Raw genomic sequence first — 25,682 nt, 5'->3', positions numbered from 1 at the left:
CAGCCTCTCAGTTCAACACGAATTCAGTGACAAGCAGGTCGCGGACCCGCCCTTCGCCTGTCACAATCTGCACTCGGTGGAGCATCTGCGACCGAAGCCGCATCAAAGCCGCCGGCGCCTCGATATCTTGCGCTTGCAGGGCGCGCAGGTAGCCGTTGAGCACGTCCAGCACTCGGGGACGCAAATGGGAGACCTCGGATTCGTAGCGGCTCTCAACTTCAAGCTCAGCGGTGAAGCGCAAATACGAATTGCTGCCATCGGCTCCGAGTGACACGACCAGCGGATCCAGGGGTACAAAGGCAACATCCGGCGCGTCATCCTTCACTTCCGGCGCCGCTTCTTCTGCATGTTCGGCAGGTGCAAGAATCATGCCTGAATAGACGGCGAAGAACGCACCACCACCGCCAGCCAGCAAGAGAACCAACCCTATGATCACAAACAGCTTTCCGCCCTTCTTCTTGGGGGCTTCTTCTGTTTCTTCTGCGTCTGTCTGTGCCTCGTCCGCCATGGAACCTTTCCCGCTTCGTTCTCCAATTGGATTAGCCCAACAGCACTAACCGATTATTAAGACCGACTGCTCTAGCTTGAGTTCATCGACGACCAGAAGGTCAGAAGGGAAAGAACAGTCATGGAGCAATTGCGCGCAACCTGGACCGGGATCGGTTTGCGGAACCAGATGATTGCTGCGGCTGCGGTTATTGGTGTGTTTGGGGCGCTTATTGCCCTCTCTCGAACAGCGATGGCCCCAGATTACGCGCTTCTCTACTCGGGGCTCGAACCCGCAGCGGCCGGAGAAGTGGTCGCGAATCTCGAACAGCGCGGCGTTCCGTTCGAAGTGCGGGGCAACGGGATTTACGTGGACCGGTCGCAGCAGGATCTGCTTCGAATCGCGCTTGCGAATGAGGGTCTTCCGGCGGCTGGTGGCGGCGGTTACGAGCTGCTCGACAATATCAGCGGCTTTGGCACGACCTCTCAGATGTTTGACGCCACCTATTGGCGGGCCAAAGAAGGGGAGCTCGCGCGCACCATCGCGTCGAGCCCGTCGGTTCGGACAGCCCGCGTTCATGTCTCTGCAGCAAGCGCACGCCCCTTTGAGGCCCGCAAAGCTCCCACGGCATCCGTATTTCTGACACCTGCGCGTGGCGCACTCAGCGCCAGCCAGGCCGATGCCATGCGCTACCTCGTGGCTTCCGCTGTCGCAGGCATGACCCCGGAAAATGTTTCGATCATTGATGCTGTCAGTGGCACGCTCATGACTGGTGAAGGCCCCATTTCGGCTGCCGCTGAACAAACAACGCGCGCCGACGCACTGAAGCTGCGAATCGAACGCCTGCTCGAAGCGCGGGTTGGTCGTGGAAACGCGATCGTTGAAGTGAATCTCGACACGGAACTGGACCGGGAGCGCATCTTCGAGCGCACCGTGGATCCCGATGGCGCTGTCGCGGTGAGCACTGAAACCACCGAGAGCCTGCTGCAAAGCAGCCGCGATTCCGAAGGCGCGGTCTCGGTTTCGAGCAACCTGCCCGATGGCGACGCAACGTCCAATTCCGCCAATGATTCCCAGAACGAAACCGAAACGCGGGAGCGGGTGAACTACGAAGTTTCCGAGGTGAAGCGCGAGATTGAACGCAATCCGGGAGCCGTGAAGCGCGTTACGGTCGCGGTCCTGGTGAACGGTCTCCAGACCGTCGGCGAGAATGGTGAGGTTTCCTTCGAGCCTCGCCCCGAAGCCGAGCTCATCGCGCTGGAGGATCTGGTCAAATCGACGGTCGGGTTCAACGAAACCCGTGGAGATGTGATCACGATCAAGTCTATGGAAATGCCGGGCGCGCCCGCAGGTCCTCCGCTGGAAGCGCCGGCCTGGTTCGCGCCGCCCCAGCTCGACATTATGTCACTGGTGCAGATGGGGGCGCTGGCGCTGGTCACACTGTTTCTCGGCTTGTTTGTGATCCGCCCCATTTTGCGCCCCGCAGAAGCACCGGCTCAACTCGCGGCCGCGCCGGAAACAGGTCTGCCTGCGCCCGCACCGGGCTCCACGGCTGCTGCACGTGCCGCGGGGGGACCTGCCTATGTCTCCGCTGCAGCCGCCATACCGGCCCCCGGCCCTACGCCTGTGGATGCGCCGCGTGTTCTGACCGGTGAAGTCAGCGATCTGGCCGAGCCTGAGATGGCGGACGCCCCGGCTCTGGCGGCACCAGAGCAAGAGCTCGACCCGGTTACGCGTCTGCGGCAACTCATCAAAGATCGCGAAAGCGAAACCATCGAAATCCTAAGCTCGTGGATCAATGACAGCGAGGAGGTACGCTAAATGAATGTCCTGTCTCTCGAGGATTTCCTCGACACACCTCAATCCCGGTTGCAAGCCCCCACCGGTGACGCCTCTGCCACGAATGGAGACCTCGAAAGCTCCCGGCTGGCAGGATACGAGTCCGGCTATCAGGCCGGCTGGGATGATGCGCTCAAGTCCAGCGAGATGGAGCACACGCACATCTCCGCCGAGTTCGCGCGCAACCTCGAAGAACTGTCTTTCACCTTTCTCGAAGCCCGGCGTCAGGTGTGCCTGTCCCTGAAACCACTCGTGGAAACGCTTGTTCGGCAGGTTGTGCCGGAGCTCATGCAGGCCAACTACAAGGACCTGATCGAAGAGCTCCTGCTGCCGATCGTGGAAGTGCAAGGTCAAGCGACGGTCGATTTGATTTGCGCGCCCGAGGATGAGGCCATGATGAAGCGGCTCCTCGCCGATCAGGATCGCCTGCCGGTCATGCTCAAAACGGAATCCTCCTTCAGCCAGGGGCAGGTGCGGTTCTATCTCGGCCATGAGATCCACGACGTGGACGCCTCCGGGCTCTTGGCGCAGATCAAGGATGCCGCAGAGCAATTCTATGCCCAGCTGGAGACGGAGCAGGCCCATGGATGATGTTCCCGCACGTGCCGACAGCCCCCTTGTCGGGGTCCCGATCGCCCTGAGCGTGTCCGTCGGACAGGCGCATCCCACCGTGCGCGAGTTGCTCGCGCTGGAGAAAGACGCGGTTCTCCTGCTGGACAAGAAGATCGAAGATCCGGTGGAGCTCTATGTCGGGTCTCATCTCATCGCGCGCGGCGTGCTCGAAGAGGACACGGAGAGCCACCGTTTGTCCGTGCGCCTGACCGAAGTTATCTCTCCGGAGCGCGTCGTCTGACCATGCGGTTTTGCCTGACCCTGAGCGTCCTGCTGGTTCTGGGCCTGGCAACCGGTGCCTCTGCGCAGGAGCTGGCGATCAATCTGGGGGATGACACGTCCCTCTCGGCGCGCACCTTCCAGATCATCGCCCTGATCACCGTGCTCAGTATCGCCCCGGGCCTGGCGATCATGATTACCTGCTTTCCCTTCATGGTCACTGTCCTGTCGATCCTGCGACAAGGGATCGGGCTGCAGCAATCGCCGCCCAATATGCTGATCATCAGCCTCGCGCTGTTTCTGACCTATTTCGTGATGGACCCCGTTTTTCGCGAAGCCTGGGAGGTCGGGATCCAACCCCTTGTCGATGGCGAACTGGATTGGGAGGCCGGGTTCCAACGCGGGATGGAACCCTTCATCCGCTTCATGCAAGCGCGCACCGAAGTGGAAACGCTGGAGCGCCTCGGCAATCTGCGCATGGAGACGCCCGGCGTGGCGCCCTTCGACCCAAGCGAGCCGCCCCTTTCGATACTGGTGCCTTCTTTCCTGCTGAGCGAGATCGAAAAGGCCTTCCAGATCGGCTTTCTGATCTTCCTGCCCTTCCTCATCATCGACCTCATCGTCGCGGCCATTCTGATGTCCATGGGGATGATGATGGTGCCCCCGGCGATCGTGTCGCTTCCCTTCAAGCTCGCCTTTTTTGTCGTGGCTGATGGCTGGACGCTCATTTCAGAGGCACTGCTGCGCAGCTATATGTGACGCAAGGTATGTCAACTTAAGTTGACATTTTGGCGATTTCCGGCAGTCTGAGAAAACAGACAATCTCGGATCTCGTATGCTCGACTCACAGCCGCCAAGTCTTTGGGCACCCAGCCCAGCCCCCGCCAAGGCCAGAAACATGTGCACGGATTGCGGCCTGTCGCGCAGCAAACTCGCGGGGCAATGTGGCACCGCATGCCAGTTCATCAAACCGGACTATTCGGCCCTGGAGCAGCAAGTGCATGGACGGCGCCGCGACCCTGAACGCCCGGACGAGGCCTTCTTTGGCCCCTTCCGCGCCATGTATAAAGCCGCGCTCCGCGCCCCGGCACCCGGAGCGCAGTGGACAGGGCTGACCACACGACTCGCTCAGAAACTGCTGGAGACCGGACAGGTCGACGCAATCCTCGGCATCGGCCCCCATCCGGAGGACAGTTGGCGGCCCCAGCCCGTCATCATCACAGACCCGGCTGAGGTCAAACACCTCCGCGGCATGCGGATGGGCTATGCGCCACTGCTCTCGCTCCTGGAACCCGCCGCCGCCCGAGGGCTGACCCGCCTCGCTGTGATCGGGATCCCCTGCCAAGTCTATGCACTGAGATCCATCGAGGAGCAGCTCGGCCTAGACGCCCTCTATGTGATCGGCACACCCTGTTCCGACAACACGACGACCGAGAACTTTCACGAGTTCCTGTCACGCCTCTCGGAGACACCCGAACAGATCACCTATCTCGAGTTTCGCGCAGACTACCATGTGGAGCTTCGTTTCGAGGATGGCACGCAGCGCGACATCCCGTTCCTGAAGCTCCCGCTCTCGGATCTTCCACCGGATTTCTTCCCAATGACCTGCCGCACCTGCGTCGACTACACGAATACGCTGGCGGATATCACCGTCGGGTATATGGGCGGCGAAGGGGCGCAATGGATCATCGCGCGCAACCAGCGCGGCGAAGATCTGCTGGCCTCGCTCGGCGATGAGGTCCGGCTTGAAACACCCGGCAGTTCGGGCAAACGCGCAGGCTCTGTCAAAGGCTTCGCCCAGAACACGGTCAGAGCGGCAGGGGGGCTTCCCCTCCGGAAAATGCCCGACTGGGCGCGAGGCATTGTCGCCTGGCTGATGCCGCGTATCGGCCCAAAGGGCCTCGAGTTCGCGCGGGCGCGGGTGGAGATGAAGGCCGTGGAGACCGTCCTCCATCTGCGCCGCGCCCATCCCAAACGGATGCGCTACATGATCCCGGACCATGTCTGGTCGCTGGCCGCGCCCTACGACCTGCACCCAGAAACGGGGGAGACCGGCAAGGACTAGTCGCGCGGCAAAATCGGCGCGGAGCGCGCCAGATCAAGCTCTGCATCCGAGAACCGCCAAGGCCCCCGCACCCCCGGCACACCTTCCGGCGCAATCTCCATCCCGCGCGCGCGCAGCTGCGGATCGGCAAAGACCTGATCCAACTGATTGATCGGCCCGGCGGGCACACCTTGCCCCTCAAGTGCCGCCAGCAAATCCGCCGATGTCCAGCGCGCGATCCGACCGGATAGGAGATCGGTAAGGGCTATGCGATTGGCCACCCGAGCCGCATTGGACAGGAAGCGTGGATCCTCCGACGTCCCCGGCAGATCCAGTACCGCGCAAAGCTTGTGAAACTGTCCGTCATTGCCCACGGCGACGATCACGTGGCCATCCGAGGTCGGAAACACCTGATAGGGCGCAATGTTGGGATGGGCGTTGCCATGTCGCGCCGGCGGGCTGCCCGTCACAAGCTGGTTCATCGCTTGATTGGCCAGCAGCGCCGTGGCGCAGTCGAGAAGGGACATGTCGATATGCTGCCCGCGCCCCGTGCGATGACGTTGTTCGATCGCAGCGAGAATACCGATGGTCCCGTAGAGCCCCGTCACGATGTCCGTCACCGCGACCCCAACCTTCTGGGGCATGCCATCGGCCTCGCCAGTGATCGACATCAACCCGCTCATGCCCTGGATCATGAAGTCATACCCGGCGCGATGGGCATAGGGTCCGTCCTGCCCAAACCCGGTGATCGAACAATAGATCAAGCGCGGGTTCAGCTCGGCGAGTGACGGGTAATCCAACTGATACTTGGCCAGCCCACCGACCTTGAAATTCTCGATCAGGATGTCCGCGTCCGCCACCAGCTCCCGCACCCGTGCCAGCCCCTCGGGCGTCCGGAAATCCGCGATGACCGAACGCTTCCCCCGGTTGGCACTGTAGAAATACGCGGCACTCCGGTCTCCGTCCCGCTCCACAAAGGGCGGCCCCCATTGGCGCGTGTCATCCCCCGACGGCGCCTCGACCTTGGTGACCTCCGCGCCCAGATCCGCGAGGCTCTGCCCGATCCATGGGCCCGCCAAAATCCGCGCCAGTTCGACGACTTTCAAACCGTATAGTGGTGTCATATGTGCCCCCTCGACCCGAGGGTAGCGCAGGGCAGCCCGAGCGCAAGCGCGCGGCTCAGGCGACGCGGCGCAATCCTGCGGCGAGCGTCTCCAGCGCGGAGCGGCTTTCGATCACCAGCCGGCTCGGCGAGCGCTGCGAGATCGCGCCTTCGGTCACCAGCGCCTTGATCTTGCGGCTGAGCGTTTCCGGCTGCATGCCGAGATAGCGCGCGAGATCATAGCGCCGCATCGGCAGATCGAAACCAAGATGGGCATCGCCTACCCCGGAGACCTGCTCGAGCCAGAGCAGAAACGCCGCCAATCGCTGGTCCGGCGCCTTGATGTAGAGCTCCGCCGCATGCTCCCGCAGATTGAAGGCCTGCCGCTTGAGATTGGCACAGGCGATCAGGGCCAGTTCCTGATGTCGCTGCATCGCAGCAGTGAATCCTTCGACCGGAAAGAACACAGCGCGCGTCGGGCGGAGGGCGACCAGACGGTCGGACGCGTCAAAGGGCCCGGGCTGCAGATCGACCAGATCCCCGACGAGATAGAGCGCTGTGACCGCACTGCGATCTGCATGCGCACCCCGCATGACACCGATAAGTCCCTCGGAAACAATGTAAGTTCCAACAGGAAGAACGTCGTCTTGCGAGAAACTCTGGATCGCGGCAAGCTTGGCAAGATCCTGCAGACATGCATCCGTCAATCCTTGCCACTCCGTTCCTGGAAGGAAACGGGCAAGTTGAAGCGCAGATACAAAGGACATGGACAAGCCTCTTTTGGGGACGGCACCATTATAAATGCTGCACGTGCATAATTCCCTTGACCTGTATCAATTTTAAAGATTTGTCGAACCACGACATTCGTCGTGAGACAGCATGCCGCGCCGCAGCATGATCAATCGTCGAGAGATCCGTGGATTGCAAACTGATCGAGACCAGCGGCATCCGGCTTGATCACGCGGTAGGCTTCGCGCACGCCGCTTTCGCTCAATTCCCGCGCCACCGTCAGAAGCGTGTTGGGATCGTGATCCTCGCAGAGCTCAACCATCTGCCCGATCTCCTCGGCCGCGACCCCGCGCGCGGCCTCCAGGGATGGCGCGCCGTAGAGGTCCACGAAATGCTGGGCGAGCGCCGTCTCGAGCGCGTCGATCTCGGCCTGCTCCACCTGTGTGACGGCGACAAAGGTCACCCGCCCGAATGTCTCCAGCCCGAGCCAGCCATTGGCAAAGGCCTGCCGCGCCTTGCCAACCAGATCCGCCTCGCTCCAGTTCGAAAACTCGAACCCCCCGCTCAGGCACCATTCGCCAGTACGCGCCGGGGAGTGATAGACCCTCTGATCGCTCTCATCGAAATGGATCGCTCTGGCCAGTTTCATCGGGCGTCTCCTGTAGAAAGAATGCAGCGCAGCGGGAGGGAGGTCGTGTCGTCCCCGACCCGCAACAGCATTCCAAAGTGCTCATCAACACCGAGAAAGGTGCCCTCATGGGCGGCATCTGCCAACGCGACCGTGACATCCTCGCCAAGATTGCGGGCCAAACCGCGCCACTCGCCATGCAGGGCACGCGGCCCCTCGTCTTCCAACCGGCTGATCCAGACGAGCGTATGGCGCGCCCAGGCCTCGAGCAGGCGCACCTGATCGACCTCGGCACAGCCCTCTTCATAGAGGGAGGTCGCATCGGGCGTGGCCCCAGGCGCGTCCGGGTTCTCCGGCAGGAACGGCACTTCGAGACCGACCACGATCCAGTCCGGTTCCGCATCCCCCTCCTGATGGGAGGCCGCGACCTGCAACCCGCCGCAGCGCGCTCCATTCACAAAGACCCGCCCATCCCAATCGAGATGCACAGCCACCTCGGGCGGCGCGAGCGCCCCCAACGCGTTCTGAAATCCAACGCCGCAGGCCGGCAGGACCGCCATTGCTTCATCCAGCGGGCTCTCGGGCGCAAAGACAATCGCCGCGCTCAAGCGATCCGCGCCCTCGGCATAGACGATCAACCCGGAATCGCAGCCAAGGGTCGCTTCGGCAATCGCCTTGGCGAAGGGATCCACCTTGGCGGCCACGGGCATCCCGACAAAAAGCGGTGGGAAGCTGGGCGCAGTCTCGATCATGCGTTTCCGTCTGCAATCAGTTGCCGGGCCACCTTGCGGAAGGCATCGGCCTGGGGGCCATGGGGGGTCGAGACCACGATGGGCGCGCCGCCATCGGCCGCCATGCGGATCGACATGTCGAGCGGGATCTCCGCCATGACCGGGACACCCAGCTTGGCGGCCTCGGCCCCGACACCGCCATGACCAAAGACATGCTCCTCATGACCGCAATTGGAGCAAATATGCGTGCTCATATTCTCGATCATCCCGAGGATCGGCGTCCCCAGCTTGTTGAACATGTCTATCCCCTTGCGCGCATCGAGCAATGCGATGTCCTGGGGGGTCGAGACGATGATGGCCCCCGTCACATCGGCCTTCTGGGCCAGGGTCATCTGCACATCCCCGGTCCCCGGCGGCAGATCCACCAGCAGGACGTCGAGCGCGCCCCATTGCACCTGGCTCAGCATCTGCTGCAGCGCGCCCATGAGCATCGGCCCTCGCCAGACGACCGCTTCATCCTCGCCCATCATCAGGCCGAGAGACATCATCGTCACCCCGTGGTTGCGCATGGGCAGGATCGTCTTGCCGTCAGGGCTCGCCGGGCGTCCGGAGACCCCCAGCATGCGCGGCTGGCTCGGGCCGTAGACATCCGCGTCAAGCAAGCCGACGCGCCGCCCCTCGGCGGCCAGGGCCGTGGCGAGATTGGCGGCCACGGTGGACTTGCCCACCCCGCCCTTGCCGCTCGCCACCGCAAGGATCCGGTCGATGCCCGGGATCTTCTGCGGCCCCTTGGGCTCAGACGCTTTGGCCGCGTTGCGCGGCTTGAGGTCCGGGGGCGCGGCAGGCGCGGAATGGGCGGTCATCACCGCCGAAACACTGGCGACACCGGCCAGGGCCTTGAGCTTTTGCTCCGCTTCGAGCCGCGCAGGCTCAATCTCCGCCGCGCGCTTGGGGTCCACTTCGATCACGAAGCGAACCGCGCCGCTGTCCACGGTCAGCGCGCGCACCATGCCCGCCGAGACCAGATCGCCACCGCCCAGCGGGTCCTTGACCTGCTTCAGCGTGTCCAGAACGTCGTCCCGCGTGAGTGTCATGTGCTCGGCCCCTCGATTGTTCCCGTCACCGTATGTTCTAGATCGACGCCCTCAATCGTCAGGACCATCTTGGCCTCGAAACTCTTGCCAGCGGTGCCTTCGGTGTTGCGCATGGCGTCTTCGATCGCCTGCTGCGAGGTGACGCCCACCTGTTTGAGAAACTTGCGCATCGTCATGTTGAAGTCATCGCTCATGGCTTCGGTCCTTTGCTTTGGCTGCTGCGGCCCAGTTGTTGACGGATCGCTCAACGCCCGTCTAGGCTGGCAGTCTGCACAACCACGACGGGAGGTTCCGGATGCTGACCCGCACGCGAGCACGGTGTTTTTTGATTTTGTTCTGGGCAGTTACGGCCACGACCGCCGTAGACGCCGAGGAGAAACGCTTCACGCTGCACGCGGATCCCGCGCTGGTCGAAACCGGGCTGATCAAGTTTCTCTTGCCGCGGTTTTCCATGAAAACCAACACGCGCATCACGCTGTCGGACACGGCCGAAGCGGGGGCGGCGCAGCTCGTTCCCGACGGGGCGGGCGGACAAGAGGTCCTCGCTTCGGGCGCGCAGGTCTGGTCCCTGTCGGTGCCCGAGGGTGATACCCATGCGGCACGCTTCGCGGATTGGCTGACCTCCGATATCGGCAAGCGCACCATCGCGAGCTTCACGCCCGAAAGTGGCCCGGGCTTCACCGCCGCAGCGGATCGTCCGGTCGAAACCGTGGCCCTGGATCTCAGCCGGGATACGACCGAGGGGGTCAGCCTGTCGTTGGTCCATTGCGGCCGCTGCCATGTGATCGGCCCCCAGAACCGTCATAACAGCATTGGCTCCACGCCGTCCTTCGGCCTGCTGCGCAGTTTCGAAAACTGGCAGGAGCGGTTCGAGACCTTCTATGTCCTCAACCCGCATCCGGCCTTCACCCAGATAGACGAGGTGACGGCCCCGTTCGATCCCGGCCTGCCCTCGCCGATCCATCCGCTGAGCATGACCCTCGAGGAGCTGGACGAGATCCTGGCCTATGTCGCCACCATGACGCCGGCCAATCTGGGGGCTCCGATCCGACATCAGTGATCCTTGCGGTCGCTGTAATAGTCGGCGGTTGTGCGCGGCTTGGGGCGTTCCCCCCCGGCGAAAGGATTGTTCTCGCTATGGAACTGGGCGTTCACCCGGCAATCATCGCACATCCGGATCATCTTCGCGGCGTCTGAATTGGCGAACATGTGGTGCTTGCCCTCGAGCTTCTCGACGATCTTCTCGATGGTCGATTTCACCCCGAACAGCGCGCCGCATTCGATGCAGGCCGCGGGCTCTTCCTCATGCTTGACCACCTCGCTCAGGGCGCTGTCGCCAAGGTTGAATTGCGGCGCCAGCGTGATCGCCTTCTCCGGACAGATATTGGCGCAGAGCCCGCATTGCAGGCAGGCATCCTCCTGAAACTTGAGCTGCGGCATATCCGGGTTGTCGGTCAGCGCGCCCGAGGGGCAGAGTGAGACGCAAGACAGGCACAGGGTGCAGCTGTCTGTATTCACCAGCACGGCCCCATACGGCGCGGACTCGGGCAAGGGCAGCACCACATCGCTCTCGGCCCCGTGCAGCGCCTTGGCCGCAAGCCGCGTGATCTGCCGGCGGTCGCCCATGGGCAGCACCGGCTGGGCCGTGTTCGCCGCGACCTCCGCCCCATAGAGGTGATCGGACAGGGCATCGGGATCGGCCACATCGATCAGGCCCATCCGCGGTTGATCGCTCAGCGCATTGGCAAGCGCAACTTCGCGTTCCAACGCCTCGCGCTCGGTCGTGGGCGCGATCAGGACATCCACCGCCGCGAACCCGCTGGCCAGCGCGCCAAGCGCCTCGGCATGACCAAAGCCCGACACTTTCTCCAGCGACATGGGGATCACATCCGCGGGCAAACCACGCCCGAAGCGCGCCGCGAGCGCGATCATCTCCGCCCCATGGCCCGCATCATGGACCAGCAAGCGCGGCGCGACCCCGCCCGCCTTGGTATAGGCCTGCACCATCGCCCCGGCCCGGCGCATCAGATAGGGCACAGGCGGGTCCTGCGCCGTGATCGCCCCGGACGGGCAAAGCGCGGCACAGGCCCCGCAACCCGCGCAGATCATGGGATCAATGGTGACGTGGTCGCCATCCGGGCTGATCGCGCCGGTCGGGCAGATGTCGAGGCAATTGCGGCAAGCCTCCTGCCCGGCCCGGGAATGGGCGCAGAGCGGTTGGGTCAGGCCCACATAGAGCGGCTTTTCATAGGTGCCGACCATATGGCTCGCGGCCAGAACTGCGCCCGCCACGAGGTTCGGCGCACCGGGATCCGCCCGAAGATAGCCGTCGCGCTTTTCCGGCGCGGGAAAGAGCGGCGCATCCCCTCGCAGATCCAGGATCAAGTCACATTCCGTGCGCGCGCCATCCTGCGCCGGTGTCAGGGCAAAGGCGCCCCGTCCCCCCGGCTGCACCTGCTGCAGCGCGTCGATCGTCACCGCGAACTGGCCCAAGGAGCCGCTCGCCTTGCGCAGCTTGCCCACAACCACGTCAAAGCCGCGATGCAGGGGCAGATCCTCCGCCCCGTCCAGCAAGACCGTGACGCTCAGATGCTCGGCCAATTGCTCCGCTGCGGCGACCGCAACTTCCGGGCGACCAAGGACCAGACACTGGCCTGCGCTGGAGATGTCCACTGCCGGGGTTGCGGGCGCCTCTATCAGGGCATCCGCTACCAGCGCGGCCATCTTGGGGCCCGCCTGCGCCCCCTCATCGGACCAGCCCGCGCGGTCTCGCAGATCCAGGGTTAGCGGGGCCTCAACGCCCAGATCGTCAGCCAGTTCTTCGAAGAGCTGCGTCTCCTGCGCACAGGCCACAACCGTCTCTCCGGTGGCGATTGCCTGGGCCAGCGTTTCGGTCTGATGCATGCAGAGCCCGGTATGGACCTTGCTGCAGCCCATCCCCGTCGCCTCGGAGAGCGCATCGGCATCGACGGATTGCGAGCCGAGACAATCGCATAATAACAGCGTCTTGGACATCGCGCGTCTCCCCTACTCCCTGAAAACGGCTCTGCTTGGCCGCTCGAACCGCCTCACAAAGTCACGATTTCCCGGGATGGTAAAGGCGAATCGGACTGAGACCTTTGCACTATGCAAACCGCACCCGCCCGGGCGGGTCCTGCCGCGAAAGGCAAAACCCATATACAACACTCGTCTTTTCCAGCAAAACCAGTTTCTTGCCGAAAAACATCGACCAAAGTCCCGTGCCCGCAGCGCGCTGAACCACGGCAATCGGGGTTTTTTGCTTTGCAGTTGCAACGATTTCGTTTCATCCTAGAGGCGAGGGCACACAAAAAACGGCACGACAAAAGGCCTTCGGAGTCGGGAGGACTCATGGACACATCGGAGCGATCGCTCACCATTCCGCTCGGAGTGGTCCTACGGCGAGTGCCAGGCGTAACCCGCTGGGCCAAATGGTCGTGGCGTGCGGTGGCCGTGCTGCCCGGAGCTCCCGAAGCCAGTTGGCGGGAACTGCGCCGCGAGGGCGACAGTGTCGAGTACCACGCCGCCACGCTGCCGCTAGAGCTTTGGCGCACGGATACCGAAGCCTATCAGACCGGGCTCAACGTGGCGGAACCATCGATCTATGTGATCATGCGCGCGACCGAAGATCCTGATGCGGAGCATGAATTCGACCTGCTGCTTGTCACCGCCTCGCCCTACGAGGCGCAGGATTACACCGATAGCGGCGAAGAAATTGTTGAACGGGTGCCCACGCCCCCGGCCCTGATCGCGATGATCCGCGACTTCATCGACACCCATCACGAGGACGAGGTCTTCGTGAAACGCCGTCGGGACAAGAAACGGATCGATCTGGCCGAAGATGGCAAGGGCGACGCCCGGATCCAGCAGCTCTCGGATGTCTACCGCGCGCCCCGTCGGGCCGGGCGGGTCCATTGAGTGATACCGGGGATTTCTGGTCGCGGCGCAAAGCCCGCGTCGCCGCCGAGGCCGAGGCCGATGCGGCGGAGGTCCTGCACTCCGAGCGCGCCGCCGAAAAGGCCGCGATGGAGGAGAAGCCCGATGAGGTTGTCCTCGAAGAGCTTGGCCTGCCCGATCCGGAGACCCTCCAGCCCGGGGATGACTTCTCGGCTTTCATGAAATCGGCCGTCCCCGACCGGATCCGCCGTCGGGCGCTGCGCAAGCTCTGGCTGAGCAATCCGGTGCTCGCCAATGTGGACGGCTTGCTGGACTATGGCGAGGATTTCACCGACAGCGCCAAGGTCGTGGAGAACATGCAAACCGCCTATCAGGTGGGCAAAGGCATGCTCAAACACGTGGAAGAGATGGCCCGCAAGGAGGCCATCGCCAGAGGCGAGCTTGAGCCCGACACGCCGGACGCCCCCGAGGCCGAGGTGGATTTGTCGCAGACAATCCCCGCAGAACCCCCTGAATTGGAGACTGAATCGCCCGTCTCTACGACCTTCGTCGCAGAGGCCCCTGCGGAACCTGCTGATACAGTCACGGAGATGGACACGGATCCCGGCGTGACTTCATTGACCGAAACACCGCCCGCGAGGCGGCGTCTGCGTTTTCAGTTCGAAACGTGAGCGCAGAGACCAAGACATGACAGACGACGCCGAGAGGACACCGATGACCGCCACCGCACAGACCCTGCAGATTGCCGAGGAAGACAAGCTGCGCGCGGATCTCTACGACTTCCTGGGTGTCCTTCTGGCGGGCCCGCCCAATGGGGCGCTGCTGAAACAGGCGGCGAGCCTTTCGGGCGACGAGAGCGAGCTCGGCCAAGCCATCGGCGCCCTGTCGCGGATCGCCAAGGTCACCTCCGCCCGCGCGGTCGAGAGCGAGTTCAACGCGCTCTTTATCGGGCTCGGGCGCGGCGAGCTTCTGCCCTATGCGAGCTACTACCTGACCGGGTTCCTCAATGAGAAGCCTTTGGCGACCCTGCGCGGGGATATGGCCGCGCTGCAGATCACCCGTGCACCGAATGTTTACGAGCCCGAGGACAACATCGCCTCCATGATGGAGATCATGGCCGGGCTGATCACCGGGCGTTTCGGCGACCCGGCTCCGATCGCAAAACAAAAAGAGTTTTACAACAAGCATATCGGCCTATGGGCCGGTCATTTCTTTGCCGATCTCGAGGCCGCCAAGAACTCGGTGCTCTATGCCGCCGTGGGCGCCACCGGCAAGGCCTTCATGGCCATCGAATCCGAAGCCTTTCGCATGACAAGCGACTGACAAGGCTCCCAGCCAGGGCGCATGCCCAAGCCAGACCACCCAGCCGGGGCCGTCACCCCAGCCAGGACACATGGAGGAGAAACATGTCCAAGCAAAGCAAAGCCGGCGAAACCGCCAGCCGCCGCGACTTCCTGAAGCTCGCGTCGACCTCGGTTCCCGCGGCTGCAGCTGCCGTGGCGCTCGCGCCCGACGCTGCCGAGGCGGCAACGACCGACGCTGCTGGCGAAGGCCTGCGCGACACTGCGCATACCCGCGCCTATCTCGACAGCGCGCGCTTCTAGGCGCGAGACCTGCTGCCGCCCGGGATCCCTCGGTCGGAGGCCAAAACCGTTCCAGCGACTGGTTGCGTGACGCCCGACTGACTGGAGCCAAAGCAAACCCAAGCAAGCTCACGTGCAGGCCGCGTGGCGCGAGCAAGGAGAACGAAAATGCTCAGGAAAAAGACCAACGGGGTTGCGCGACGCCCCCAGCGGACGACGCTCCTGTCCAACCTCGCGGAGAAGACCGTCGACAGACGTAGCTTCCTGCGCACATCGGGTCTGGCCATTGGTGGCCTCGCCGCGATCGGCGCGACCGGAGGGACAGTTACCAAAGCAGATGCTGCAACCGCCGTGAAAGGGGCCGTCGAGACCGTCAAGTCCGTCTGCACCCACTGCTCGGTTGGCTGCACCGTGATCGCCGAAGTGCAGAATGGTGTCTGGACGGGTCAGGAACCCGGCTGGGACAGCCCGTTCAACCTCGGGGCCCACTGCGCCAAGGGTGCCGCGGTCCGCGAGCACGCCCATGGCGAACGCCGCCTCAAGTACCCGATGAAGAAAGAGGGTGGTGAGTGGAAGCGCATCAGCTGGGAACAGGCGATCAACGAGATCGGCGACGGCATGATGCAGATCCGGGACGAAAGCGGTCCGGACAGCGTCTACTGGCTCGGCTCGGCCAAGCATAACAACGAACAGGCCTACCTGTTCCGCAAGTTCGCCGCCTATTGGGGCACGAACAACGTGGATCACCAGGCGCGGATCTGTCACTCCACCACCGTTGCGGGTGTTGCGAACACATGGGGCTACGGCGCCATGACCAACAGCTACAACGACATCCACAATTCCAAGGCCATCTTCATCATCGGCGGCAACCCGGCCGAGGCACACCCTGTCTCGCTGTTGCACCTGTTGAAGGCCAAGGAGCAGAACAACGCTCCCGTCATCGTCTGCGACCCGCGCTTCACGCGCACCGCGGCCCATGCTGACGAGTATGTCCGCATGCGTCCCGGCTCGGACGTGGCGCTGATCTGGGGTATCCTGTGGCACATCTTCGAGAACGGCTGGGAGGACAAAGAGTTCATCCGCACCCGTGTCTGGGGGATGGATCAGATCAAGGAAGAAGTTGCCCGCTGGACCCCGGAAGAGGTTGAGCGCGTCACGGACGTGCCCGGCAGCCAGCTGCAGCGTGTGGCCCGGACCCTCGCCAATAACCGTCCCGGCACCGTGATCTGGTGCATGGGTGGTACCCAGCACACCACCGGCAACAACAACACCCGCGCCTATTGCGTGCTTCAGCTCGCACTTGGCAACATGGGGACCTCCGGTGGCGGCACCAACATCTTCCGCGGCCATGACAACGTTCAGGGCGCGACGGATCTCGGCGTTCTCAGCCACACCCTGCCGGGCTATTACGGCCTCGCAGCCGGCTCCTGGGCCCATTGGGCGCGGGTCTGGGGCGAGGATCTGGATTGGCTGAAGGGTCAGTTCCAGACCGTCAAGGCGGCCGATGGCAAGGACAAGAACCTGATGAACCTGACGGGCATTCCGGTGTCCCGCTGGATCGACGGCATCCTTGAAGATCCCGAGAACATGGATCAGCCGAACAACGTGCGGGCCATGGTGCTCTGGGGCCACGCCCCGAACTCCCAGACCCGTATGAAAGAGATGAAGACGGCGATGGAGAAGCTCGACATGCTTGTCGTGGTGGACCCGTTCCCGACGGTCTCTGCGGTTCTGCATGATCGCGAGGATGGCGTGTACCTGCTGCCGGCAGCCACGCAGTTCGAGACCTATGGCTCGGTCACAGCATCCAACCGTTCGATCCAGTGGCGCGACAAGATCATGGACCCGCTCTTTGAGTCCAAGACCGACCACGAGATCATCGGCCTCTTCGCCAACAAGTTCGGCTTCGCCGACCGCTTCTTCCGCAATATCGAGATGGACGACGAGAACACGCCGAACATCGAGAGCGTCACGCGGGAGTTCAACGCGGGCATGTGGACCGTGGGCTACACGGGCCAGTCGCCGGAGCGGATCAAGCTGCACATGGCCAACCAGCACACGTTCGACAAGACGACGCTGCAGGCTGTGGGTGGTCCCGCGGATGGCGATTACTACGGTATGCCGTGGCCGTGCTGGGGCACGCCGGAGATGAAGCACCCGGGCACCCCGAACCTCTACGACATGTCCAAGCCGGTCTCCGAGGGGGGTCTGACCTTCCGCGCCCGGTTCGGCGTCGAGCGGGATGGCGACAACCTGCTGGCCGAAGGCGTCTACTCGGCGGGCTCGGAGATCCAGGACGGATATCCCGAGTTCACCATGCAGATGCTGATGGATCTCGGCTGGGACGGCGATCTCACCGATGAAGAGCGGGCGGCAATCGATGCCGTGGCCGGTCCGAAGACCAACTGGAAAACCGACCTCTCGGGCGGCATCCAGCGGGTCGCGATCAAGCATGAGTGTGCGCCCTTCGGGAACGCCAAGGCCCGTGCCGTCGTCTGGACCTTCCCGGATCCGGTGCCGGTGCACCGCGAGCCGCTCTACACCAACCGGCGTGACCTGGTGGCGGATTACCCGACCTATGAGGATCGGAAATTCTACCGTCTGCCCACCATGTACGCGTCGATCCAGAAGAACGACTACTCCAAGGACTATCCGATCATCCTCACCTCCGGCCGTCTGGTCGAATACGAGGGTGGCGGCGACGAGACCCGGTCGAACCCCTGGCTTGCTGAGCTTCAGCAGGACATGTTCGTCGAGATCAATCCGCGCGATGCCAACAATCTTGGTATCCGGGATGGGGCTCAGGTCTGGGTCGAAGGCCCCGAAGGCGGCAAGGTCAAAGTTATGGCCATGGTCACCGAGCGGGTCGGGTCCGGTGTGGCGTTCATGCCCTTCCACTTCGGCGGGCATCTCGAGGGTGAGGACCTGCGGTCCAAATACCCGGACGGCGCAGACCCCTATGTCCTTGGGGAAAGCACCAACACAGCCCAAACCTACGGCTATGACAGCGTAACCCAGATGCAGGAGACGAAGGCCACTCTCTGCAAAATCTGGTCGGCGTAAGGAGAGCGACCAATGGCAAGAGCAAAGTTCCTTTGCGACGCTGAACGCTGCATTGAGTGTAATGCCTGCGTCACAGCGTGTAAGAACGAGCATGAGGTGCCCTGGGGCATCAACCGGCGCCGCGTGGTGACCATCAATGATGGTCAGCCCGGCGAGCGGTCGATCTCCGTGGCCTGCATGCATTGTTCGGACGCGCCCTGCATGGCGGTGTGCCCCGTGGACTGCTTCTACCAGACCGATGACGGTGTGGTGCTGCACTCCAAGGATCTGTGCATCGGCTGCGGCTATTGCTTCTACGCGTGCCCCTTCGGCGCGCCGCAATATCCGCAAGCGGGCAATTTCGGCTCCCGCGGCAAGATGGACAAGTGCACCTTCTGCGCCGGCGGCCCGGAAGAAACCCACTCCACCGCCGAGTTCGCCAAGTACGGGCGCAACCGCATCGCGGAAGGCAAGCTGCCGATCTGCGCTGAGATGTGCTCCACCAAGGCGCTTCTGGCGGGTGACGGCGACGTCGTCTCGGGCATCTACCGCGAGCGCGTGGTGGCCCGTGGCTTCGGCTCCGGCGCCTGGGGCTGGGGCACCGCCTATGAGCAGAAGAGCAACTAAGCCCCTTCTGCATCCAAGTTGATCGAACGCCCCGGGCTCAGCCCCGGGGCGTTTTTCTTTGTCCCCTGCCAGAGCTCTTTACACAGCGCCCGCGGCAGGCCACATCTGAACCTGCCCCCGAGACAGGACTTCCCCGTGGCCCTCAGTTTTACCCGTTTCAAGGATCGTATCTGGTTCCTCTTCGATGGCATCCTGCGCCGGATCCGCACTGCGCCCGATTGGGTGGAGCGGGCGACCTATGGCGCGTTCGGCGGATTGCTCAGCGTGGCCTATCATCTGCCCGGCGCGCCGCTGAAGCCGACCAATGTTGCGCTCGCCAAGATCCTCGGGCGTACCAAGCCCTCGGATCTGCATCGGGATTGGATCGCTCAGATGAAATTGGGTCTCGCGCGGATGGAGATGCTCCGCAATGGCGAAACCGACGCGCTGGATGCGATGCTCGAAATCCCGGATGTCGCCACGCTAGAGGCCGCCTTGGCCGAGGGGCACGGCGCGGTGCTGGTGATGCCCCATTGTCAGGCCTCGATCTCGATGGTGCGGGGGTTGGCGGCCCGCTATCCGACCCTGATGCTGGTCCGCGAGAGCAAGCAGGACGCCCGCGCCGCGACCCAGCACAGCTACTACGTGCATCTGGGCTGCGAATGCATCGATGTGCGCCGGACGCCCGAGGCCAAGGTCGCCCGCGCGGTGCTCAAGGCGCTGAAATCGGGGATGCTCGTGGTGGGCGTGGTGGACCGGATCAAGGCCACCCCGCCCAAGGACACGACCTATGACAAAACCCGCGACATGGTGCGGGTGACGAGCTTTGGTCAACCGATCGGCATGGTGGGCTGGCCCGCGCGCTTCGCCGGAAAGCTCAAAAGCCCGATCCTGCCCGCCATGGTCGTGCAAACCGATACGGCCATCACCCTGGAGCTCGGCGCGCCCCTCACCCCGGGGAGCCTCGAAGAGACCACCCAAGGTGTCGCTTCCGCGCTGGAATCCTTCGTTCGCAAGGCCCCTCAGGACTGGCTGTTTATCTATGATAAACAATGGGCACGGGTCCTCCGAGCAGCGGCGGCGCAACTTCCTTAAAAATCCAGACGCATTCATGAAAAAAATCTCTGGCAGGATTTGATTTTTTCAATGGATTTTTTGGTGATTGCTTCAATATTGTCATAGGAGAACACCGCACCGAAAATAGGTCCCCATGCAACGCACAGACAGTGCGCCCTCTCAGAGTCGCGTACCCGATCCCAAATTGCTGACCCGTCTTGCCTGGGAATGCAGATGGACGGACCGCGTGCGCAGCGCGGAGCTGGCGCGGCAAGCTTTGGCGCTGGTAGAGCAGCAGACCTCCTATGACGCGGTGGATCGGTGTAGCGCCCTGCGCACGCTGGCATGGCAGGCGAAATGGCGCGGCGATTTCGAACAGACCACCTCCTATTGCCTGCAAGCGAAACAGGGGATGGACCGGCAGATCGCGAAACACCTGCTGGTGGATGTCTTCTCCTTGCTAGGGGTCGTGCATTACAGCGCCGGACGGCGGGACTTTGCGAGCCGCATGGTGCGCCGGGGCTTCGATCTGGTGGATGACACCATCCCGGATGAGGCGCTCGTGGACCTCTACATCACCCAATCCACCATTCAGCGCTATCGCGGCCGGATCGAAGAGTCCCGCCACGCGCTCGAGAACGCGCTACAGCTCTCCAAGGGGGCCGAGCGCGCCCGTGTGGAGCACAATATTGCCAGGACCCTGAACTACGAGCGGGACTATGTGCAGGCGCTGGAGCGGGCTGAGGAATCGCTCGCCCTCGCCCGTCAGTTCAAGAACCGGATTATCCTGCCCTATACGCTGGAGGTGCTGAGCGCGGCCCAAATCGCCCTTGATCGCCCGGTGGACGCCCTTCCCCATCTGGAAGAAGGGTTGGAGATCGCCCAGGCCGATGGAGATCAGCGCGCCGCCTGCCAGCTGCTGCATCAGCTTGGGATCGCACAACAAAAGCGCGGCGAAATGGGCCATGCCTGCGAAGCCCTGACCGAAGGCCAGCGGATCGCCCAGGCCATCGGCTATCCGATCTGGCTGACCCGCTTCACCGAGGCGCGCGCCCAGCTTTACGAGGCCGAGGGCGAGTTTCAGAAGGCCGCCTCCGCCTATAAGGAAGTGGTCCGCCTGAAGGATTCCATGCGCGATTAGACCCGGCACCAAAGTCGGGTCTTTTCCGGGCCAAGCCCCCCTAACGCCCCCCGGCCGGAGCGCCTATAGTCGCGCCGGAATTCGATGGACAGTCGGCGCAAAAAACCTACTCTTCAGTACATATTTGCGGCTTAGAACCGCATCACATGGGAGGCCACGATGATTTTACGCAGCTTGCTCGCGCTCGTGCTGTCGCTGACCCTTGTCAGCATGGCACCTGCCCAGGACACCCCCACCGCCGCAGAACCGGATCGCTCGGCGACCGGCGGCGCGCCAACGCTGGAGGATATTCTGGCCCGGCAGCGCGGCGAGAATGTGGACCTCTCCTACCGTCTGGACAGCACCGGCAACAATGCTGCCGACATGGCAGCACAGCTGGGGACCCTCGGTGGCGCCTCGGATAGCGACGTCTATCTCGCCCTGCGCTACGGCACGGCGGATGTGACCGTCTCGGCTCGCGGTCCGGCCACGGGCGTGCTGATTCAGGATCGCGGCATGTGGTGGTTGGAGTTCCGTCAGGGCCCGCTCCTCAAGTATGGCGGCTATCTGCTGCTCGGCACCCTTGGCGCGCTGGCGCTCTTCTTCCTGCTGCGCGGGCGCATCACGATCGACGGCACGAAGACCGGGCGCACGATCCAGCGTTTTGCGTCCATCGAGCGCTTTGCCCATTGGCTGCTCGCGGGCAGCTTCATCGTCCTCGGGATCACCGGCCTCGTATCCCTCTTCGGACGGCTCTATCTGATCCCGGTCTTCGGCAAGGACAGCTTTGCCGTGCTCGCCGGGGCCTCAAAATGGGTGCATAACAACATCTCCTGGGCCTTTATGCTCGCGATCTTGATGATCCTCGTCCTCTGGATCAAAGAGAACATCCCGAACAAGACCGACCTGAAATGGATCGCCGTGGGTGGCGGGATCTTCAAGAAGGGCGTCCATCCGCCCGCCAAGAAGTTCAATGCCGGCCAAAAGGTGATCTTCTGGTCCGTGATCCTGCTGGGAGGCTCGATCTCGTTGTCCGGTCTGTCCCTGCTCTTCCCGTTCGAGCTGCCGATGTTCGCCAAGACCTTCGCGGCGCTGAACAGCACGGGCATCCCCGAGATGCTGGGTCTCGGCATCCTGCCCGAACAGCTCGCCCCCCATGAAGAGATGCAATACGCGCAGCTCTGGCACTCCATCGTCGCCTTCGTGATGATGGCGATCATCCTGGCCCATATCTATATCGGGTCCGTCGGGATGGAGGGCGCCTATGACGCCATGGGCTCCGGTCAGGTCGAAGAGCAATGGGCCCGCGAGCACCACTCGCTCTGGGTGGATGAGGTGAAGGCCAAGGAGGCCGCCGCCCCGAAATCCGCGACCCCCGCCGAGTAGCCCGATGCGGCTTTGGCTTGCGCTCTGCTGCGCGCTCTGGCCGGGTCTCGCCCCGGCCGGAGAGTTCTATACGCTCAAGGGCCATGGCGGTCCGATCATGGGGGTGGCGGTGTCGCCCTCCGGGACGGTCGCCACGGCGAGCTTCGACAATGCGGTCGGGCTCTGGCAGGCGCGGGAGCCGCGCTGGCTGGATGGCCATGAGGCGGCAGTGAAGACCGTGACCTTCGTGGATGACCAGACGCTCGTCTCCGCCGGGGACGACTTCGCCGTGCTTCTCTGGGATCTGGAAACCGGCACCGCGCAGGAGATTGGGCGCCACCTGGGCAAGGTCTCGGACCTCGCGGCCAGCCCGGATGGTCGCGTGATCGCCTCGGCCAGCTGGGACGGCACGATCACCCTCTGGTCCCGGGATGGCGCGCCGGCGCGCACCCTGTCCGGCCATGATGCGGGCGTGAACGCTCTGGTCTGGATCGAAGAAGGTGCAACGCTACTGTCAGCCTCGATCGACGGCACCCTCCGCGCCTGGGACGTGGCCTCTGGCACCGAGACGCGGATCCTGCTGCGCCACGGCTTCGGCATCAACCGCATGGTTGTGAACGAGGCCAAGGGCTGGCTCGCCTATGGGTCCGTTGATGGGGTCACCCGCGTGCTCGATCTCGCAAGCGGGACCGAGATCGCCGACATCACCCTCGGGCGCCGCCCGATTCTCGCGCTGGCGCAGTCGCGCGATGGCAGCCAGATCGCCATGGGCGATGGCGAGGGATACATCTCGCTCCTCAACACGTCCGATTGGTCGATCGGGTCGGACTTCCGCGCCACCACCCGTGGGCCGATCTGGGCGCTCAGCTTCTCCCCCGATGGGGAGAACCTGCTGGCAGGGGGGCTCGACGAGGCGCTCTATAGCTGGCCGACGGACCGCCCCTCGGATGCGCCGCAGATGGATGTGAGCGGCAAGAAGTTCCTCAACGGGACCGAGACCGCCTCCAATGGCGAGCGGCAGTTCAACCGCAAATGCGCAATCTGCCATACGCTGGGCCCCGATGGACAGCGCCGGGCGGGTCCGTCTCTCTATGGCCTCTTCGGGCGCGAGGCCGGCGGCCTGCCGGACTACACCTATTCCGAGAGCCTGCAAAACTCGGACATCATCTGGTCCGCCGAAACCGTCGACAAGCTCTTCGATCTCGGGCCGGACAATTACACGCCCGGCACCAAGATGCCCATGCAACGCATCACCAAGCCGCAGGATCGCGACGACCTGATCGCCTTCCTGCAGGCCAACACCACACCCAAGGGAGAGACAGAATGAAACCCATGCTGCTGGCCTTCGTCGCAACCGCTGTGATCACTTTCGCCGCGCCCTATGTGCTCGACAATTTCGGCTTCTCGACCGAGAGCCAGACCACCAGCCCCTGGGTCCGGGGCGGCTGAGCGCGGCGGCTCAGCCGATCTGACCGCGCAGGCCTGCGCCCACCTGGCCCCGGTGGAGCAGCAGGTGATCGAGCAAGACGCAGGCCATCATGGCCTCGCCCACGGGCACCGCACGGATCCCCACGCAGGGGTCGTGCCGGCCTTTGGTGATGATCTCTGCCGGGTCGCCAGACTTGGTGATCGTGCCGCGCGGGGTGAGGATCGAGGAGGTCGGCTTCACTGCAAAACGCACGACCACATCCTGCCCCGTCGAGATCCCGCCGAGAATCCCGCCCGCGTGGTTCGAGCTGTAGACCGGACCGTCCGGGCCCATGGAGATCTCATCCGCATTCGCCTCCCCCGTCAGGGCCGCCGCTGCCATCCCTTCACCGATCTCAACGCCCTTCACCGCATTGATGCTCATCATCGCGGCGGCAAGATCCGTGTCCAGCTTGCCATAGATCGGCGCGCCGAGACCCGCAGGCACGCCCCGCGCTGTCACCTCGATCACAGCACCAACGGAGCTGCCGGACTTGCGCAGCCCGTCGAGATAGCCCGCCCAGTCCTCCGCCGCTTGCGGGTCCGGGGTCCAGAACGGGTTCTGCTCGATCTGGTCCCAGTCGAACTTGGCGCGGTCGATGCCATGGGGGCCCATCTGGGTCATGTAACCGGTGATCTGCAGCCCCGGCGCCAGCGCCTCAAGCGCGGCGCGGGCCACGCCCCCGGCGGCCACGCGCGCCGCGGTCTCGCGCGCGCTGGAGCGGCCCCCGCCCCGGTAGTCGCGGATCCCGTATTTCTGCCAATAGGTGATGTCCGCATGGCCCGGGCGAAACTTCTCAGCAATATCGCCGTAGTCCTTGGAACGCTGGTCCGCATTGCGGATCATCAGCTGGATCGGCGTACCCGTGCTCTGGCCTTCGAAGACACCGGAGAGGATCTCCACCGCGTCGGGCTCGCGCCGCTGGGTGGTGTACTTGTTCTGACCCGGCTTGCGCTTGTCGAGCCAGACTTGCAGCGCCTCAGCCGTGATCGGCACCCCCGGCGGGCAGCCATCCACCGTCGCCCCCAGAGCGGGCCCGTGGCTTTCCCCCCAGGTCGTGACGCGGAAGAGATGACCGAATGTGTTCATGGACATGGGGTATGCTCCTGAGCCTTGGCCCGCCTCATGTACCGGCCCCTCGGGGTCCGCTCAAGCGGTCATTGGACGCGCGCGCCCGTGCAACAAAAAAAGCGCGCCCCGAGAGGGACGCGCCGGAATTGGATATGGCTCGACTTACTCGGCCGGGGTCGCCTTGGCCCGTGCCTTGACCGGTGCCCAGATCCGCTTGTTCGTCAGATAGAGCAGCACCGACAGCACGATCAGGAAGGTGACCGCGATGAAGCCGGTTTGCTTGCGGGCGTTCTGCTTGGGCTCTGCCGTCCACATGAGGAAGGCTGCCACGTCCTGCGAGATCGCCTCAAGCTCGGTGGAGGAGCCATCGGCAAATTCCACGTCATCGCCATAGAGCGGCGGCGCCATGGAAATCCAGCCACCCGGGAAAGTCACGTTCTCATAGAGAACCGTGCCGGCCTCTTCCTTCTCTTCACCGGTGTAACCGGCCAGCAGGGACGCGATGTACTCTGCGCCGCCCATACCGTTGAAGAGCTGAGCCAGACCCGTGCCATAGGGCCCGTGGAAGCCAGCGCGGGCCTTTGCCATGAGGCTCAGGTCCGGTGCGTTCTCCAGCGAGCTGGCCGGGAAGTGATCCGTCGGACGTGCCGCGCGGAAATCATCGATCTCCGCGTCGAACACTTCGTAGAACTCTGCATAGGCGCGCACCTGGTCTTCGGGCAGGGCAGGACCGCCCTGATCGCCCAGCGTCCGCAGGGGGACGAATTTCAGACCGTGGCAGGCCGCACAGACCTCCGTATAGACCTGTAGACCGCGTTGCAGCTGCATCTGGTCATAGGTGCCGAAGGGGCCTTCAAACGAGAAGGCGTAGTCGTCCACATGCCCAGCGCCACCTGCCGCCAGCGCCGCGCCCCCGGAGAGGGAGAGCGCCGCCGCAACGGTGAGTGCGAGTTTCCTGATCATGATGTGAT

At 63.7% G+C, this 25,682-nt stretch carries 27 protein-coding genes; 17 read left to right on the top strand and 10 right to left on the bottom strand.

The genetic code is table 11. The features are described from left to right. Positions 1 to 7 precede the first annotated feature (7 nt). Positions 8 to 508, bottom strand: coding sequence for a flagellar basal body-associated FliL family protein (locus ACP153_RS18070; RefSeq protein ID WP_424972415.1), 501 nt, complete (start codon positions 506 to 508; stop codon positions 8 to 10). Positions 509 to 628: 120 nt separating this feature from the next. Between ACP153_RS18070 and fliF the strand changes: the two genes are divergently transcribed. From fliF to ACP153_RS18045, 5 genes are all read left to right on the top strand, one after another. Next, positions 629 to 2,308, top strand: coding sequence for a flagellar basal-body MS-ring/collar protein FliF (gene fliF, locus ACP153_RS18065; RefSeq protein WP_424972414.1), 1,680 nt, complete (start codon positions 629 to 631; stop codon positions 2,306 to 2,308). Beyond that, positions 2,309 to 2,917, top strand: a complete 609-nt coding sequence (locus ACP153_RS18060; protein ID WP_424972413.1) for a hypothetical protein — start codon at positions 2,309 to 2,311, stop codon at positions 2,915 to 2,917. Then, complete coding sequence (locus tag ACP153_RS18055) at positions 2,910 to 3,179, top strand: FliM/FliN family flagellar motor switch protein (protein ID WP_424972412.1); 270 nt, start codon at positions 2,910 to 2,912, stop codon at positions 3,177 to 3,179. The genes ACP153_RS18060 and ACP153_RS18055 overlap by 8 nt, the downstream gene beginning before the upstream one ends. A gap of 2 nt (positions 3,180 to 3,181) precedes the next feature. Beyond that, the gene (gene fliP / locus ACP153_RS18050) at positions 3,182 to 3,916 is read left to right on the top strand and encodes a flagellar type III secretion system pore protein FliP (protein WP_424972411.1); all 735 of its coding nucleotides are present in this window, start codon (positions 3,182 to 3,184) and stop codon (positions 3,914 to 3,916) included. A gap of 76 nt (positions 3,917 to 3,992) precedes the next feature. Next, positions 3,993 to 5,222 carry a Coenzyme F420 hydrogenase/dehydrogenase, beta subunit C-terminal domain gene (locus ACP153_RS18045; RefSeq protein ID WP_424972410.1) on the top strand — a complete coding sequence of 410 codons (1,230 nt, stop codon included), beginning with the start codon at positions 3,993 to 3,995 and terminating at the stop codon, positions 5,220 to 5,222. Here ACP153_RS18045 and ACP153_RS18040 read toward each other — a convergent pair. The 6 genes from ACP153_RS18040 to ACP153_RS18015 all read right to left on the bottom strand — a co-directional run bounded on the left by ACP153_RS18040 (position 5,219) and on the right by ACP153_RS18015 (position 9,679). After that, positions 5,219 to 6,325: a CaiB/BaiF CoA transferase family protein gene (locus ACP153_RS18040; RefSeq protein ID WP_424972409.1), complete on the bottom strand. Its 1,107-nt coding sequence runs from the start codon at positions 6,323 to 6,325 to the stop codon at positions 5,219 to 5,221. The two genes, ACP153_RS18045 and ACP153_RS18040, sit on opposite strands and share 4 nt — an antisense overlap. A 55-nt stretch (positions 6,326 to 6,380) precedes the next feature. Further along, positions 6,381 to 7,010 carry a Crp/Fnr family transcriptional regulator gene (locus tag ACP153_RS18035; RefSeq protein WP_424972408.1) on the bottom strand — a complete coding sequence of 210 codons (630 nt, stop codon included), beginning with the start codon at positions 7,008 to 7,010 and terminating at the stop codon, positions 6,381 to 6,383. 191 nt (positions 7,011 to 7,201) lie between these two features. Next, positions 7,202 to 7,681, bottom strand: coding sequence for a DUF6505 family protein (locus ACP153_RS18030; RefSeq protein WP_424972407.1), 480 nt, complete (start codon positions 7,679 to 7,681; stop codon positions 7,202 to 7,204). Beyond that, on the bottom strand, positions 7,678 to 8,412 hold the full coding sequence (locus ACP153_RS18025; protein ID WP_424972406.1) for a DUF4444 domain-containing protein: 735 nt from the start codon (positions 8,410 to 8,412) through the stop codon (positions 7,678 to 7,680). The genes ACP153_RS18030 and ACP153_RS18025 overlap by 4 nt, the downstream gene beginning before the upstream one ends. Continuing rightward, a complete protein-coding gene (locus ACP153_RS18020; protein ID WP_424972405.1) occupies positions 8,409 to 9,485 on the bottom strand; it encodes an Mrp/NBP35 family ATP-binding protein in 1,077 nt (358 codons plus the stop codon). Before ACP153_RS18020 ends, ACP153_RS18025 begins: the two co-directional genes overlap by 4 nt. After that, positions 9,482 to 9,679 carry a DUF6494 family protein gene (locus ACP153_RS18015; RefSeq protein WP_424972404.1) on the bottom strand — a complete coding sequence of 66 codons (198 nt, stop codon included), beginning with the start codon at positions 9,677 to 9,679 and terminating at the stop codon, positions 9,482 to 9,484. The genes ACP153_RS18020 and ACP153_RS18015 overlap by 4 nt, the downstream gene beginning before the upstream one ends. Before the next feature lie 137 nt (positions 9,680 to 9,816). Here ACP153_RS18015 and ACP153_RS18010 point away from each other — a divergent pair, with 137 nt between their 5' ends. Further along, positions 9,817 to 10,545 carry a hypothetical protein gene (locus tag ACP153_RS18010; protein ID WP_424972403.1) on the top strand — a complete coding sequence of 243 codons (729 nt, stop codon included), beginning with the start codon at positions 9,817 to 9,819 and terminating at the stop codon, positions 10,543 to 10,545. Here ACP153_RS18010 and ACP153_RS18005 read toward each other — a convergent pair. Continuing rightward, entirely contained in the window at positions 10,539 to 12,500 is a 1,962-nt protein-coding gene (locus ACP153_RS18005; protein WP_424972402.1) for a 4Fe-4S binding protein, read from the bottom strand. The two genes, ACP153_RS18010 and ACP153_RS18005, sit on opposite strands and share 7 nt — an antisense overlap. A 354-nt stretch (positions 12,501 to 12,854) precedes the next feature. Here ACP153_RS18005 and ACP153_RS18000 point away from each other — a divergent pair, with 354 nt between their 5' ends. The 11 genes from ACP153_RS18000 (at position 12,855) to ACP153_RS17950 (ending at position 23,621) form a co-directional block, all read left to right on the top strand. Next, the gene (locus ACP153_RS18000; RefSeq protein ID WP_424972401.1) at positions 12,855 to 13,421 is read left to right on the top strand and encodes a DUF3305 domain-containing protein; all 567 of its coding nucleotides are present in this window, start codon (positions 12,855 to 12,857) and stop codon (positions 13,419 to 13,421) included. Then, a complete protein-coding gene (locus ACP153_RS17995; RefSeq protein ID WP_424972400.1) occupies positions 13,418 to 14,071 on the top strand; it encodes a DUF3306 domain-containing protein in 654 nt (217 codons plus the stop codon). Before ACP153_RS18000 ends, ACP153_RS17995 begins: the two co-directional genes overlap by 4 nt. 43 nt (positions 14,072 to 14,114) lie before the next feature. After that, a complete protein-coding gene (locus ACP153_RS17990) occupies positions 14,115 to 14,723 on the top strand; it encodes a TorD/DmsD family molecular chaperone (protein WP_424972453.1) in 609 nt (202 codons plus the stop codon). A gap of 83 nt (positions 14,724 to 14,806) precedes the next feature. Further along, a complete protein-coding gene (locus ACP153_RS17985) occupies positions 14,807 to 15,004 on the top strand; it encodes a ubiquinol-cytochrome c reductase iron-sulfur subunit N-terminal domain-containing protein (protein WP_424972399.1) in 198 nt (65 codons plus the stop codon). A 147-nt stretch (positions 15,005 to 15,151) separates the two neighbouring features. Further along, the gene (locus ACP153_RS17980) at positions 15,152 to 18,046 is read left to right on the top strand and encodes a formate dehydrogenase subunit alpha (RefSeq protein WP_424972398.1); all 2,895 of its coding nucleotides are present in this window, start codon (positions 15,152 to 15,154) and stop codon (positions 18,044 to 18,046) included. 12 nt (positions 18,047 to 18,058) lie between these two features. Continuing rightward, complete coding sequence (gene fdh3B / locus ACP153_RS17975) at positions 18,059 to 18,652, top strand: formate dehydrogenase FDH3 subunit beta (RefSeq protein ID WP_424972397.1); 594 nt, start codon at positions 18,059 to 18,061, stop codon at positions 18,650 to 18,652. Between the two features lie 135 nt (positions 18,653 to 18,787). Continuing rightward, the gene (locus tag ACP153_RS17970; RefSeq protein ID WP_424972396.1) at positions 18,788 to 19,726 is read left to right on the top strand and encodes a hypothetical protein; all 939 of its coding nucleotides are present in this window, start codon (positions 18,788 to 18,790) and stop codon (positions 19,724 to 19,726) included. 166 nt (positions 19,727 to 19,892) lie between these two features. Next, the gene (locus tag ACP153_RS17965) at positions 19,893 to 20,828 is read left to right on the top strand and encodes a tetratricopeptide repeat protein (RefSeq protein WP_424972395.1); all 936 of its coding nucleotides are present in this window, start codon (positions 19,893 to 19,895) and stop codon (positions 20,826 to 20,828) included. 162 nt (positions 20,829 to 20,990) lie between these two features. Then, positions 20,991 to 22,193 (top strand): formate dehydrogenase subunit gamma, encoded by a 1,203-nt coding sequence (locus ACP153_RS17960; RefSeq protein ID WP_424972452.1) that lies wholly within the window; start codon positions 20,991 to 20,993, stop codon positions 22,191 to 22,193. 4 nt (positions 22,194 to 22,197) lie between these two features. Continuing rightward, positions 22,198 to 23,499, top strand: coding sequence for a c-type cytochrome (locus ACP153_RS17955; protein ID WP_424972394.1), 1,302 nt, complete (start codon positions 22,198 to 22,200; stop codon positions 23,497 to 23,499). Beyond that, positions 23,496 to 23,621 (top strand): hypothetical protein, encoded by a 126-nt coding sequence (locus ACP153_RS17950; protein ID WP_424966407.1) that lies wholly within the window; start codon positions 23,496 to 23,498, stop codon positions 23,619 to 23,621. The genes ACP153_RS17955 and ACP153_RS17950 overlap by 4 nt, the downstream gene beginning before the upstream one ends. A 10-nt stretch (positions 23,622 to 23,631) precedes the next feature. Here ACP153_RS17950 and aroC read toward each other — a convergent pair whose 3' ends face one another. Together aroC and ACP153_RS17940 are read right to left on the bottom strand one after the other, a co-directional pair. Next, on the bottom strand, positions 23,632 to 24,735 hold the full coding sequence (gene aroC, locus ACP153_RS17945) for a chorismate synthase (protein ID WP_424972393.1): 1,104 nt from the start codon (positions 24,733 to 24,735) through the stop codon (positions 23,632 to 23,634). A 138-nt stretch (positions 24,736 to 24,873) separates the two neighbouring features. After that, positions 24,874 to 25,674, bottom strand: a complete 801-nt coding sequence (locus ACP153_RS17940) for a cytochrome c1 (RefSeq protein WP_424972392.1) — start codon at positions 25,672 to 25,674, stop codon at positions 24,874 to 24,876. Between the last annotated feature and the right edge of the window lie 8 nt (positions 25,675 to 25,682).

It is taken from the genome of Dinoroseobacter sp. S76 (genome assembly GCF_049801095.1).
In the GTDB taxonomy this organism is placed as follows: domain Bacteria; phylum Pseudomonadota; class Alphaproteobacteria; order Rhodobacterales; family Rhodobacteraceae; genus Dinoroseobacter.
The sequence above is the reverse complement of the archived record's forward strand: the minus strand, read 5'-3'. Positions and strand labels throughout refer to the sequence as shown.